The sequence below is a fragment of the Terrimonas rubra genome (genome assembly GCF_042686025.1).
In the GTDB taxonomy this organism is placed as follows: domain Bacteria; phylum Bacteroidota; class Bacteroidia; order Chitinophagales; family Chitinophagaceae; genus Terrimonas; species Terrimonas rubra.
Genome location: NZ_JBHUOZ010000001.1, coordinates 991,669 through 1,006,159, shown reverse-complemented (window position 1 = coordinate 1,006,159; position 14,491 = coordinate 991,669). Strand labels below are relative to the sequence as shown.

The following is a 14,491-nucleotide window of genomic DNA, read 5'->3' as shown; positions in this document are numbered from 1 at the left end:
AAGAAGTATAAATCATACAGACCGTTATCTTTGAAGGATAATCAAAAAGCTGTATGAAAAAATTTTTACATTTCTCCCTCTACTCTTGTTTGTTACTGGCTCCTGTTTTTTTAAAAGCCCAGGTTTGGGCGCCGGTAAGTCCTCAACCCTCCCAACAGGTGATGTGGGATGTTTTTGCTTTAAATGCCACCAATGCCTGGGCAGTGGGTAATTCCGGCAAAATGGTGAGATGGAATGGCAGTACATGGACGGAAAGCGAACCGCTGGGTATAAACAGCCAGCGCTTTGCCGTATGGGCGGCCGACGTTAATACCATATATGTAGGCGGTGTAACTACCGGCAACCAACTGCACCGGTTTAACGGAACAAGCTGGGAAAACCTGTTATCGCCTACCAACTGGTTTGGATCGGGTAGTATTCGTTCTATCTGGGGAACCGCCGCCAACAATGTGTGGGTAGCCGGCTCATCGGGCCGTATATTTCACTGGAACGGCAGTACCTGGACAGCAAGAAATGCAGGCATAAACCCCGCGTTTAGTCCCAGCCGCATATGGGGTACCAATGCAGCCAATATGTGGGCGGTAGGTGCAACGGGCGGCGCCAATACCGGGGTTATTTATAAATGGAACGGGGTGGATACCTGGGTGGAGCAATTATCCGGTGTGCCAACGGTTAAGGGCATATGGGGCAGCAGCGCCACCAATATGTGGGCCGTAGGTGGAACCGGCGGCAGCAACCCGGGCCAGATATACCGTTTAAGCGGCGGTACCTGGACATTACAGACCACCACCACCTATACACTAAACCATATTTACGGCTCCAACAGCTCCAATATATGGGCGGCCGGCAACTCCGGCGCTTTACATTATTACAATGGCACCAGTTGGGTAATACAGGCATCGGGGCGTACCGATCATATTTACGCAGTGGCGGTTGGTAAAACAGGGAGTAATAACCGGCTTATACTGGCCGGGGAAGGCAGCGCATCTGTAAATCCTTTGGTTACCGCAACAATGACCATCAGCACTTTGCCGGTAACATGGAAAGATTTTACTTACCAGTATAACAGGAAAGATGTGTTGCTGAACTGGACCACTTTAGCTGAAATAAATACTGACCGCTTTGAGCTGGAGCATAAATACGAAGCGGGTGAATGGACACTGTTATCGGTGGTTGCCGCCGCCGGAAATACGGTAAGAGAAACAGCCTATACTTATAAGCACGAAAGCCCGGCAGCCGGTAAACACTATTACAGGATCAGGCAGGTAGACCTGGACGGAAAGAGCACTTACAGCAAAACCCTGTATGCACTTACCGGCAATGACAAACAAGCCCTGCGGATAGGAGCAAATCCCGTAAAAAATAACCAGCTGCAATTGGATAGTGAAGCAAATGAACAGATCAGCATTTTTGACCTGCAGGGACGGGAACTGATCAAACGTAATATACCAGCCGGAAGGACATTCATTGATGTTTCACAACTGAAAGCCGGGACCTATGTTCTGGTGAGCAGTACCGGAACGGTGAAGTTTGTATTGTAATAAGCAAAAACAGGAAAAAGCAAAGCGGCCGCCATTGGTGGCCGCTTTGCTTTTTGGACCTTTTACAGCTAAAAACGGGACTTATTTAATGGTGTAAATGGTTGATTTTTATCAAAAAATTTGAGAAAAGTAAAGCATTTATAGTAACGCCGGCTACCCTAAAATACCTGCGCATATACAGCCAGTTTAACCCCGCATTTTTTCATGTAACCGGAACAATAAACAGGTATGGATGTATGGTGAAAAGCAAAACACCTATTTTTTATTTGTAAAGTGTAAAATTTTGAGAACAAAATTATTATACTCCATTTTGGATGTGTAACCCTTGGTATAAATACCCGCGACCATTCATAAAATTATAAGCAATAAGCTGGATAAACTACTTAGTAGAAAACCTTAATTTTTGGGCAAAAAAAGGCCTGTTTTGGTATTATTGTTGTTTAACGGAGGGGGGCCACCCTATTATTATCAACTTGTAATATGAGTACCTTCACCCCCGGTAAAGGCTTGTAACAACATTAAACTCAATGCAATGAAATATGTGAAAACATCTACTTTTTTATTACTTCTTACTTTTTTAGGCTCTTCCCTTTTTGCACAAATTACTACTGTATACAACAGTTCAACTACCTGGACGGTTCCGGCCAATGTAAACTCTATTGGTGTAAGGATCTGGGGCGCCAGTGGCGGTTTGGGTGGCCAGGATTGTGGCGCCGGTTGTACCAATGCGGCGGCCAGTAACGTGGGCTTTGTATCGGCCACATTCAGTGTAACACCCGGAAATGTGATAGGCATTTACCCCGGGCGGGTAGGCACAACAGGAACAAGTGCGGCAACCAACACGGGTGGTGGCGCCGGGGGCATATCAACTTATACAACTGCTTATAATGGAGGCAGGGGCGGCAACGCAGGCCCAACAGGTTCGTCGGGTGGTGGCGGCGGTGGTGGTTCGGCATCAGTATTAACGATTGCCGGCACCGTAAGGGTGGTGGCTGCGGGTGCCGGTGGCGGCGGTGGTATGGCCAACCAGGCTGGTTCAGGCCTCCCAGGTTCTAATACATATGTTGCGAACGGTACTTCCAATACCGGGGGCAATGGAACCAGCTCAACCGCTGATGGCGGCGGCGGCGGTGGCGGTGGTGGTGGCCACTATGGTGGTGCAGGGGGTACTATTTACAATGTAACGGGAGAAACGGCCGGTAATGGCGGACGCATTGGAGCCAACCTTGTTGTTACACCTACTTCAACTACAACAAATGGCAATACGGCCTGGGTGGCTACCGGTGGTCGTATAGAGATTACCTATACCATAACAGTACCTGTAACCTGGTTAAGTTTTACTGCCGCTAAACAACAAAACGGAACGGTATTATTAAAATGGAGTACTGCTACCGAATCGGGGGCAAAAGATTATGTTGTACAAAGAAGTACCAATGGTACCGATTGGGAAAACCTGGGAACCGTTAATGCTGCAGGCAATACACAAAACGAAAGCCATTACAGTTTCGAGGACCAGGCTGTCAATAATGTGAACTATCATTACCGCCTGGAGCAAAGAGACCTTGATGGTGTAACCAGTTACAGTAAAATTGTAACAGTAAGAGGCAGTGGCAACAGGCTGGCAGGTATAAACCCTAACCCGGTTATAAACGGCTCGGCCACACTTGTATTAAACCACGCCGCCGAAGTAACCATTTACAACAGTACAGGTGCGGTTTTACTACGCAAAAAATATGCAGCCGGAGAGCATAACCTTAACCTGAACAACTTTAGGCCCGGTGCTTATTTTTTAAGAGCAGGCGAGGAAAAGTTATCTTTTATAGTAAAGTAACAGATCAGCATATCAGCAATACATTAAAAGGCCACGGTTACTATACCGTGGCCTTTCTTATACAAAAAAGTATTGCCCGTATTTATTGGTAACCGGCCTTTACCACATTGGAATAAATAAAGTGGCGGTCCTTATCAACCTGTTTAATACGTACATATATTTTGTCTGCAGGTAAAACCATGTCTGCATTATTTTTCGAGCAACTATACATGGTCCGGGTACCGGCAAACAGCAGCAGGAACAAGGCCATACGCCGTATTTTCCTGCTGCCTATACTTAATGGCATTAACAGTAACAACATAAGGCCCAGGCCTATTTTTTGCGGAACGGTCAAGTTGTGAGAATATGATAAAGGTGTACTGCTGTTACCCTCTTTTGCCAGTGTTTGTACGGTGGCATAAGGAAAGAAATCTTTTCCGTTTGCTGACAACTCAATTTCAAAATGATCATTATTATTTTCGGTAAGGGTGGTCCAGTTTACCAGTAGTCTGTTATCCCTTATAATGGCTGAAATATGACCGAAGCTAACCGGTAAGGTTGCACTACAACCAGCATTGTAACTATCGCCGGTAATCTGCCAGCCTTTATTGGTAAGCAGGTTGTTGCGGGCGGTAACCCCGGTAGCAGCGGAATATATTATACCAGCGCTTCCCAGGTTAAGGTTATTGGGTGTTGTAGCCATAGCTGCCCACCCGGCCAGCGTGGCATCGTAGTTTATACAGTTGAGCCCCGAGCCATCAAACATGGTTTCAAGCGAACCGTTGCCGGCACTGATCTTTTGCAGGTTCCAGCTACCCAGCGGCTGGTTAAATGTAAAAGCCAGTTCAAACATACTCCTCATACTGGTAACATTGCCGGTGTTCCATTGCGACAATGGCTGATTAAAGGCAAAAGCATATTCAAACATATTAGCCATGGTACTTACCTGGGCCGTGGTCCAGTTGTTAAGTGGCTGGTTAAACTCAAATGCCTGCTCAAACATACTGTTCATATGGGTAACTTTTGTGGTGTTCCAGCCGCCAATAGGCTGGTTGAATGTTGCTGCATTCAGGAACATGCTATCCATAAAAACGGCATTACCGGTACTCCAGTTACCAATAACCTGGTTAAAGGCCACGGCATTATGAAACATATTACCAAAATCGGTTACGGCTGCTGTGTTCCAGTTATTCATAGTAGTGTTGGCGGTAAGTGCCACACATTCAAAAAACATACGGTTCATACTGGTAACCCCGCTAAAACCAGGGATATCGGTGGCGGTAATATTCATATTAGCACAAAACCCGAAAGCATTACTCATATCTGCTGCCCATGGAGTTGAGCCCCACTGTTCAATACTTAACAATTTTTGGGCATCGCCGGTATTGAAAACAAGGGGCATATTAAAATCCATTAGCGTAGTAGGTGCAACCGGTAAAACTTTAATGCGGTAAATACCAGGGGCCGGAAAATTAATCGTAGTATTAAATGCGCCTGCTGCAGTGCCGGCAATAGCAGGGTTTGATAACAGCTCCCAGTTAATACTGTAAACAGCAGGGCCGGGAAAAACTACCTGGTTATTGGCCGACACGCCATCTTTTGTGGTATTCCAGGTGGTAATAAAGGGTGTTTGCGAAAAAGATAACAGGGAGGCCAGTAAGAACAGCAGGCCAAAACTCGTTTTTTTCATTACATGTTAGGTTTATCCGCCGGGTATGGATATAATACCTGCGGGGTTAAAAAAATATGATCTGGCTTATCGGGAGGGCTGGAATAAAAATGATTACAGGGTCACCTGGTAAAACGCCGGTGTTTTATAAAACAAAGCCTGGTAAAAAATGAAAACAAAGATTTCAGTCCTGTACATAAAGGCCATTGTTTACAATGGTTAATACAGGTATGATACAAGCTTTATTCGGAATGAAGCCGGCAGTAAAAACAATAAGAAAGAAAAAATGCCGGCCGGTAATTGTATAACAAGTGCGGATAATGCCAGGGCCAGTTTAGTAAACATAGGTGAACAATTTGGTGTTTAAAAAAGGATGATGAACTTGTCTAACAAAGGTGATTAAAATTTATGATAAAGCAATGTGGCTGGCTTGCCGGCAAGTGCAGAAAGCGAAGCAACCACCACCGGTTTTATTATAAGGCGGCAACTGTTTTTTATTAAACACCTTGATAATCATGGGCATGAACACGCCCCGATTTATTAACAACAAGGGCCTGCTCACAAAAAAAATTTTACATAAAAAAATGAGCACAGCCGATAGCAAGAAAAAATATTGTGCAATATGTAATATACTTTGTACAGAATAAGGGGTACTTGTATTATAAATATTTAAACTGTTTCATCCGATAATATATATACGTTAGGTTTATAAAAATATACAGGATATGTTACAATGCTTGATACCATAAAAAACAAGGCTGCTTACATAGGTAAGCAGCCCCGGCGAATAAAATTTGCATTTTTAAAACTATTCAAACGCAATACCCTCCCAGCCGTGCAGCATAAACTGTCGGATGTTCTGGTGATCGGTTCCCTGCGGATTATCGAGCACAGCTTTATAATGCTCGGCAAATAACAATAACGTATCTTCCTTACCAAGGTTTTGTTGTTTGGCAAAAGCAAACACACGGGCGCTGCCCTGGTTTTCGTTGGCGGTATTGTACTGATCGCCGTTTTTAAAAGCAAAGGGGCGGTGGGTATAACTATCTTCAATAAAAGCCAGTACTTCTTTAAAGCTCAGCTCACCATTTTTTAATTGTGCTACTATATCTGCTACCATGTTATTGTTTTTTGTAGCGAAAATAAACAAAGCGGGTTGTAATAGTTTATTTTTTGTTGCCAGCTGTAACGCCCTGATGGGGCTGCGGTTGCGACGCTCCGTTCAGCTGTAGTAACTCTGCTCAACCAATTGAAATGGTTAAATTTTTATAAATCCTTTTTCTTTCTGTAGTTTTGCATTTCCGAATACTCTTCGGCTGCTGACATCTCTGTATGGGGAAGATGTTCCTACCAATCCCCAGGAACTAATCTTTTTTTTCGTAAAAAATAAGAACATGCAATCTATTGGATTTTATTGCGATGCCAATAGCATTGAAGAGAATGCTATGCATCAGCTGCAGCAGTATGCACAAAAACCTTTTGTAAATGCCGTTTGTGCTTTTACCGATATTCATTACTGCGCTGAAAAAGCCCTGCCGGTTGGGGTGGTTTTTGAAACATCGGATTATTGTTACCCCTTAATAACCGGTAAGGATATTGGCTGTGGGGTTATGTACCTTAAAGTGAATAAACAATACTGGTTAAAACCATTTGACAAACGGGCGCATTACAAAGCCTTACAATTTGCGCATCAGCAAATGACCGATGACGGGCTGGGTGGCGGCAACCATTTTTTAGCCATTGAGGAAGATGAAGAGGCTGTTTATATTATTTGTCATACAGGTACCAGGGATCGTGGTATTGGCCTGTACCAGCAATGTATACAGCTAACCAGGGACTTTTCAAAGGTATATGGCAAAACGGTGGATTTTGTACACAAAGAGTTTTTGAAAGAGCAGTTTTTACAGTACTACCAGACAACATTGGAGTTTGGTTATGAAAGACGAAAAAACTTTTGTATAAAAACCTTTATTTTTTTGCAGCAGGCCAATTATATACAATGTAATAAAGTGGGTATTGCAAAAAACTACCTGAAGTTAAACTACAGCCAGGTGGATGATACCGGTGTATTACACGGCACGCCGTATGTACTGGAAGATGCTGTACACAACCATTTACAGTTTACCAACGGTAAGGTAATACACCGCAAGGGAAGTACGGCACTGGCCACGGGTAAAACGGTGGTAATACCATTATCTATGTCAAGAGGTAGTTTGTTGGTACAACCCGCTTCCTTAACCGCTGCGGCAAATGCTTTACACTCCTGTGCACACGGCGCTGGCCGTAAGCTATCGCGGTTTGATGCCATGAAATACTGGAAAACAGTATTAAAGCAAAAACAGCGGAAACAATACCAGGAGCAGTTTAGCGAACTGTTAGACCGTAGCGGCAACTTTCCACATGGGTATATACAGGAGTTTGACTTTGCATATAAAAATGCGGAGGATATTTTTAAATACCAGCCGTATTTAAAAAAAATAACACAAACAACACCGGTAGTAACCATTAAGTATACCGAAATTTAAACCGTAAAAGCGGCCCTGTGTTGGGGCCGTTTGTTATATAGTTTACGCCCCGGTTTTTCAAACTATTTTTTAAACCAGTAACGGGTATGTTTGGTATGCCGGGCGGCAGAGGAGAAGCAATGGTTGAAGTAGTAATAATGATACAGGTGTATTGGCATTTTTGGTGGTTAATGTTAGTGAATGCTTTATACGGCGAGTTGAGATTGCAAAATAAATAACCCTTCCGGGCAGAGGATTTTAAAACGATACACAAAATCTCATCCTTAAGTCGGGTGCTGTTTTATAAGAAATGGCAATTCCTTTTTAATTAGGCAACGGTTTTACCCGCTAATGTCGCAGAAAAAGGGCAGCGCAGATTTTCGCCAATAATGTTATAATCTGCTAAAATCTGCGGAAACAATCGGCGCTATCTGCGGGTAAAATTATACACAGGTAAAGCCAACCCGAATGAGTGCCATAAAATTGCTTACCTATCATACCAATGACATATTTATTGCTGCCGTTGAGTTTCTTAGGCTTGTTTTTAGATTTAGGGGCCTCTGACTATAAATCAGAGGGTCGCTGGTATATTGTAAAATGGCTTTTTAAAATTGCATGCGCTGTATGCGTACGGCATTCAATATCGCCAGTAAGGCAACACCCACATCGGCAAATACGGCTTCCCACATGGTGGCCAGGCCGCCCGCACCTAAAACCAGTACAATGGCTTTTACCACGAAGGCAAGGGTGATGTTTTGCCACACAATTTTTTTGGTTTGTTTACCAATCATGATGGCCATGGGTATTTTAGAGGGCTTATCGTCCTGTATCACTACATCGGCCGTTTCAATGGTAGCATCGCTGCCCAGGCCGCCCATGGCAATGCCCACATCGCTTAAAGCTACCACCGGCGCATCGTTTACACCATCGCCTGCAAAAGCCACGGTTTCGTTTTGGGCCTTAATGGCTTTTACTTTATTTACTTTGTCCTCCGGTAATAAATCGCCAAACGCATGATCAATACCCAGTTCCTGCGCTACATGTTTAACCACGGTGTTTTTATCGCCGCTGAGCATGGTGGCTTTTACGGTAAGCTGGTGTAGTTTGTTAATGGTTTCTTTTGCATCGGCTTTAATACTATCGGCAATGGTAATATACCCGGCAAACTTTCCATCGTAAGCTATGGCAATGGTGGTGTACACAATACCAGCAGCATCGATATTGTAGGGGATATTGAACTTCTCCATCAGCTTAAAATTACCTGCCAGCAGTTGTTTACCATTTACGGTTGCTGTAAGTCCATGGCCGGCAATCTCCTCGCTGTTCTCCAGTTTTATGGAAGGGTTAATAGGCCCCACATAATTATGAATGGCAGTTGCTACGGGGTGGGTACTCTGGCTTTCCAGCGCATTTACCAGGGGCATGATCTGTTTTTCATCAAAACCTTCCTGCATTTTTACTTCCTGTACATTAAACACGCCTTCGGTCATGGTGCCGGTTTTATCCATTACCACATTTTTAATACCGGCCAGTACATCTAAAAAATTGCTTCCCTTAAAAAGTATGCCATTACGACTGGCAGCACCAATACCCCCAAAATAACCCAACGGAATACTGATGACCAAGGCACAGGGACAGGAAATAACCAGGAACACCAGGGCCCGGTACAGCCACTGATCAAATATATAAGGGCTGGTAAAAAAATAAGGAACAACAGTAATGAGCACCGCCAGCAATACCACGATGGGCGTGTACACTTTTGCAAACTTGCGGATGAACAGCTCGGTAGGCGCTTTTTGTGAAGTGGCATTTTGTACCAGCTCGAGAATTTTGCTCAGCTTGCTGTCATTATAGGCCGTGGTAACTTTTACCTGGGCAACAGTGTTAAGGTTGATCATGCCGGCTAAAACCACTTCGCCTTTGGTTTTAGTATCGGGCTTACTTTCGCCGGTAAGCGCTGCCGTGTTAAAGGCTGCCGTTTCTGATAGCAGTTCACCATCCAGCCCCAGTTTTTCACCGGGTTTTAACTGGATAATATCGCCAATGTTTACGTCGGCCGCTTTTACGGTAACCGGTTGGTTGTTTTTTAAAAGGGTGGCTTCATCGGGCCGTTGATCCAGCAGGGCTTTAATGCTGGATTTGGCCCTGGTTACGGCCAGTGTCTGGAATACTTCGCCTACGGCATAAAAAAGCATCACGGCCACACCCTCGGGGTATTCGCCAATACTAAAGGCTCCGATGGTGGCAATGCTCATTAACAGGAATTCGGAAAATATATTGCTTTTGCGGATGCTGTCAAGCGCTTCTTTAATTACCGGCAACCCCACCGGCGCATAGGCCATAATATACCAAACCAGCCTTACCCAGCCGGTAAACCATGTTTGCGGCAACCAGTTATCAAAAGCAATAGCCAGCATTAATAACACAAAGCTGATAACGGAGGGCAGGAATAACCGGAAGGTCGTTTTGTTGGTGCTGCCATGGTCATGGCCATCATCATCACTGTGTTCATGGTCGTGGTCTTCTCTATGAGGCTTTTCTTCCAGTAAGGTCCGAGCATTGGCGTCGGTATATATTTTTTCTTCCTGTGGTGTACAGCAAAGCTGGCGGCCCTGTGCATCGTATATGTGTTTGTGCTTCATAGATAGCAAACTTTTGGTTTAGGTATCAGCAATAAGGAGGAAACAATACCCGCAGCAACTGATGAGTATTGCGTGTTAAAGAAAGCGGCCCTAACAAAGGTAAAATATAGCGGCTGTTTAAAAGCCATGATTATGGCAAAACTGTTTGTTTCCGCAAAATTAACAGGAGGGCGGGATCATCCGTGTCTAAAAAAGTTTGAAAAAATATTTTCTTTCCGTAACATTTTTCCTTTCTTGACTACATATACATAAAATGAATAAGAATTGACAAGCCAACAACAACAGGATGCTTTTACGGAACGAATTGCCGGGAACGAGGCCCTGATCTGGAAGGTATGCCGGCTGTATGGAGAAACCGAACAGGACCGGCAGGATCTATTCCAGGAGATCATGGTACAAACCTGGAAGTCTTTTGACCAGTTCAGGGGTGAGGCCAAATTCAGCACCTGGTTGTACCAGGTATCTATCAATACGGCGCTTTCCGGTATCCGTAAAAAGAAAAGAATGATACCGGTTGTGCAGAGAGATGTTATGCCTGAAATAACAGACTTTTCTTCACCCCCGGAAGATGAACAACTGCAGCAACTCTATCATGCTATTGCAAAGCTGAACGGGGTTGAGAAGGCACTGACCTTGTTATACCTGGAAGACAGGTCTTATAAAGAAATGGAGGTGATCTTAGGCGTAAGCGAAAGTACTTTGCGTGTAAAGATGACCCGGGTAAAAGAAAAATTAAGACAACTAATAAATATATAAATTATGGAACTCGATGATCTTAAACATAAGTGGCAAAACAATCATTTAACCAATACTTCAACCTCAAAAAACAAAATCATGGAACTTAGTCAACAAAAAAGTTATGGCCCTGCGGCCTCGTTAAAAACGGCCCTTGGAAGGCAGGTGGTTATTATCCCATTCCTGTTCATCATTCTCATTGTTAAAGCAATACAAAACCCTTCGCTGCAATCCGATCCCTTTTTCGGTCTTTTTGCGGGGCTTATCGTATTAGGGTCTGTATTTTTTGGCATAGCCTATTTTATTTTGAACAGGACAGGCCGGACAGATGCCCCGGTGGCAGACCAGCTAAAGCGCGATATACGCTCTATGGAATACATGTTATGGGGCTACCGGCTTACTTACCTGGCAGGTGTTGTTTTACTGGCCGTATTCCTGGAGGTTTTTAAAAATGCCGGCACGGCACAATTAATACAACCCTGGTATGATATTGCCACCGGGCTACGTATATGTGCCTATACAGCACTTATCGCAGTCTCGTTTTTTGTGTCGCGCTTCCACTTTAATAAAGAGTTTGGAAAACATGTGGAAGAAGTAAAGAAAAACCTTTCTGATATGGCCTGATCGTGCTGGTAAATGTCACGGGTAATAAAGGGTATATGAAAATTTTAAGGGGTTCAATGGCTGAGCCCCTTTTTCTATGGCAGCCTCCCCGATGACATTTTTAATTTCTTCCGATGTATAAAAAACAACTATATGCAACGGAAAATATGGTTCATAACCAGCCTCCTGTTTCTGGTATTGCTTTCCTGTAAAAAGAAAAAGGAGGATACAGAAATTAACGGGGATATCAACAAATTCGATGGCCGGTATAGTATAACGGGCACGATAACGGATAAAACAGAGCCGCGCATCAGTGCGCCTGCAGCTAAGGAATACCATCTTAAAACCATCAGTAACACCGAAATTGAAATGTTTGCACCGGAGCTGGGCATAAGCGGTCACCTGATCCTGCATGGCGGCAGCCTTTCCTATTACAGTAAATTTTCGGTTATTGTAAAATTCGATCCCGCAACCAATAAAGCGGTGAGTGTAAGAAACGGTTACGGGCAGCCATCTGAGAATGGCCGCTCGGCGGTATTGGACCCCTCCGGTATAAATACCTGGGACCCGGCAACAAAAACCATCCGTATCAAATACTGGATGGACGAAGCCGGTGTAACAGGCCACAAGACCGCTTTTGATGAAACATGGATCTATATCGGGGCAAGATAACAGGAACGCGTTAAACTTATCCTTATTGGTACTAAATAAAAAGGGATGTCTCAAAGACATCCCTTTTAGCGTTCAAAACAATTTTATCAATTATCGTTTGATCATTTTAATAGCTGTTGCTTCTCCATCCTGGTATGCCTTAACGATATAGGTACCTGATGCAAGGCGGGATAATTCTATACGCTGACCATTTAAAGGTTTATCGACAGTTTTTAGCAGTTGACCACTGAAATTATACCATTCCAGGCGATCAACCGGTTTGTTTGTACGAAATATGGCCACCGTTGATACGGGGTTAGGGGTTAAGCTCCAATTTGAACTTGTTTCAAAACGGGAAACTAGTGTATGACTGTACTCAATGGTACCGTCGATGCTGGTCATCTTCAGGCGATAGTAAATAGTTTTTTCTCCGTATTTGTTTTTGTCCAGGTATTCATAACTAATTGTTCCGTTTTGTAGCGGTACATTCAGCGAATACAGGTCCGAAAAAGAAGTTCCGTCAAATGAGGATTGAAGGGTATAATTTTTACCGTCATTATGCTCCTCTACCTTCCAGGTTAACAAAGTGCCATTTGATTGCGTTACGCTTCTAAAGCTCAGTAACCGTACCGGTAAGGTTATAGCACATCCGGATGTTAGAAAAATAGTATCAGGGGCAACCGGCTGTACACAGTTATTATTTGACGCCGTACGGGAACCGGTTGAATCTCCCAACCCGGTGGTCAATCCCTCATAAAACAGTTTACCCTGAAGTATTAAAGGCAAAGGTGTTGTACCAATATCTGAACAGTCTTTGCTAATGGTAACTTTATACGTCATGGTATAGGTTGCAGCATTGTTTCCCGGGATGTCGCCCCCTGTAACAGAAGAACTACCGGTTCCAATATTTGCTTTGACAGTTCTGGTACCCGCGTCATAGTCCGCTTCATCATCACCCGAAGCGTCGGATTTAGGCGTGCCGTTTAAAATAATAGAATTAGGCACATATTTTAAATAGGCTGGCAGCGAATAGGTCGCCTGCACTTGTTTAGCCAGATCAGTGCCGGTATTGCGAATATTTGCATTTACAATAAGGGTGTCACCTTTACTTGCAGTGGCTCCATTCAGGTTTGTAATGCCATTTTCCATCAGCATTTCCGGTTCGTAAGTGTCAATCTCAGAAGTAACAACACCTAAAACATAGCCTTCCGATGAAGTTCTTAAACGAAAAACGGCTGTATTATCATTGTTCCGGAAATACTCTTTATTGGTATTGTTCAACTTATATAAATGGGCGTCATATCCATATGTATTCTGGTGGGCAGGAATACGGGATGTTACGGCAGTTGTAGTATCTGTAATTGAACTGTTCCATGCATCACCCGCATTCGACACTGCGTCTGCTCCCTGTCCTGCATCTGTTTGAGAGACAAAAACACCATCGCTATTTCTTCTTACTTCAAAACCATCTGTTTCGCCACGATCACCATCATATACCACCATACCCATTTTGGCCGATACATCACCCGTAGGAGGGGTGCTAAACCCGGTTACTGTAATGGTCTGGACGTTATGCGGAGCAGTATTTCTTACAAGTGCAAGGCCGTCGAAAATGGTCATGTTACGTAAAGGCATTGTTGAATCGCGATAAATAACGACCATTGTCCAACCGCCGAAGGCATTTACAATAGGCTGCGCAGCGGTGTTTACCGTGTCACATTTTACATTTGCCACAGTATAAAACCCGCTACCACCGGCTCTCACTAAATGGGTAACATCAGCAAAGGACTGATAGCTGTGAAATACCTCTGTGAGGGTATCCACTCTTTGTGCTGTCACATTTTGGTAATTGCCATTCGGGATTTTGAATTTAACCTGGTTCCAACCGCCTGCACTCATTGGCAGCGGACCATTTGTACCCTGGTTGACTGCTATTCCTGCTCCCCAATATAGCCCGGCAAAAGCAACATTACTGCAATCGGGAAGTGTAATACTGGCACTAGAGCTGTTAAATGTGCCGGGATCATTATCAATATCAATATTGGTATTATGTTCCCCGTCGTTTTTACAAAGTTGACCGGCTACAGGGCAACCCGGCGGCAATGTATTATAATTTACAGGACTGCCACCACTTCGTTGTTTGGTGGTAATAATGTTGTTAGAGACAAAGACCATTTTTCCTTTGGTGTCGACTGAGAAGCGGGGAGTAAAGTTGCGGACAACCTGGGCATTAGTTGCCACCCCGGTAATTAAGAAAATTACCGCACATAAGTACAGATGTTTCAAAACTGAAAAATTTTAAAATAAAAAAAAATAGGTTCAGGCTTAGAGGCGGG

General features: G+C 43.9%; 10 protein-coding genes. 6 read left to right on the top strand and 4 right to left on the bottom strand.

The features are described from left to right. The first annotated feature begins 53 nt into the window (after window positions 1-53). Entirely contained in the window at window positions 54-1,541 is a 1,488-nt protein-coding gene (locus ACFS6H_RS04320) for a T9SS type A sorting domain-containing protein (RefSeq protein WP_386095578.1), read from the top strand. Window positions 1,542-2,073: 532 nt separating this feature from the next. Beyond that, entirely contained in the window at window positions 2,074-3,372 is a 1,299-nt protein-coding gene (locus ACFS6H_RS04315; protein WP_386095576.1) for a T9SS type A sorting domain-containing protein, read from the top strand. A gap of 82 nt (window positions 3,373-3,454) precedes the next feature. On the opposite strand, the gene ACFS6H_RS04310 is transcribed toward ACFS6H_RS04315, so the two are convergent. Together ACFS6H_RS04310 and ACFS6H_RS04305 are read right to left on the bottom strand one after the other, a co-directional pair. Next, window positions 3,455-5,041 (bottom strand): BspA family leucine-rich repeat surface protein, encoded by a 1,587-nt coding sequence (locus tag ACFS6H_RS04310; RefSeq protein WP_386095574.1) that lies wholly within the window; start codon window positions 5,039-5,041, stop codon window positions 3,455-3,457. Window positions 5,042-5,828: 787 nt separating this feature from the next. Further along, window positions 5,829-6,140 (bottom strand): HopJ type III effector protein, encoded by a 312-nt coding sequence (locus tag ACFS6H_RS04305; RefSeq protein WP_386095572.1) that lies wholly within the window; start codon window positions 6,138-6,140, stop codon window positions 5,829-5,831. A gap of 274 nt (window positions 6,141-6,414) precedes the next feature. On the opposite strand from ACFS6H_RS04305, the gene ACFS6H_RS04300 reads away from it, so the two are divergent. After that, the gene (locus tag ACFS6H_RS04300; RefSeq protein WP_386095570.1) at window positions 6,415-7,545 is read left to right on the top strand and encodes an RtcB family protein; all 1,131 of its coding nucleotides are present in this window, start codon (window positions 6,415-6,417) and stop codon (window positions 7,543-7,545) included. A gap of 584 nt (window positions 7,546-8,129) precedes the next feature. Here the strand turns inward: ACFS6H_RS04300 and ACFS6H_RS04295 are convergent. Then, a complete protein-coding gene (locus tag ACFS6H_RS04295) occupies window positions 8,130-10,166 on the bottom strand; it encodes a heavy metal translocating P-type ATPase (protein ID WP_386095568.1) in 2,037 nt (678 codons plus the stop codon). 264 nt (window positions 10,167-10,430) lie between these two features. On the opposite strand from ACFS6H_RS04295, the gene ACFS6H_RS04290 reads away from it, so the two are divergent. The 3 genes from ACFS6H_RS04290 to ACFS6H_RS04280 all read left to right on the top strand — a co-directional run bounded on the left by ACFS6H_RS04290 (window position 10,431) and on the right by ACFS6H_RS04280 (window position 12,176). Continuing rightward, window positions 10,431-10,922, top strand: a complete 492-nt coding sequence (locus tag ACFS6H_RS04290; protein WP_386095566.1) for an RNA polymerase sigma factor — start codon at window positions 10,431-10,433, stop codon at window positions 10,920-10,922. A gap of 78 nt (window positions 10,923-11,000) precedes the next feature. After that, window positions 11,001-11,525, top strand: coding sequence for a hypothetical protein (locus ACFS6H_RS04285; protein WP_386095564.1), 525 nt, complete (start codon window positions 11,001-11,003; stop codon window positions 11,523-11,525). A gap of 132 nt (window positions 11,526-11,657) precedes the next feature. Then, entirely contained in the window at window positions 11,658-12,176 is a 519-nt protein-coding gene (locus ACFS6H_RS04280; RefSeq protein WP_386095562.1) for a hypothetical protein, read from the top strand. A 90-nt stretch (window positions 12,177-12,266) separates the two neighbouring features. Here the strand turns inward: ACFS6H_RS04280 and ACFS6H_RS04275 are convergent, their stop codons facing one another. Then, window positions 12,267-14,441 (bottom strand): T9SS type A sorting domain-containing protein, encoded by a 2,175-nt coding sequence (locus tag ACFS6H_RS04275; RefSeq protein ID WP_386095560.1) that lies wholly within the window; start codon window positions 14,439-14,441, stop codon window positions 12,267-12,269. Between the last annotated feature and the right edge of the window lie 50 nt (window positions 14,442-14,491).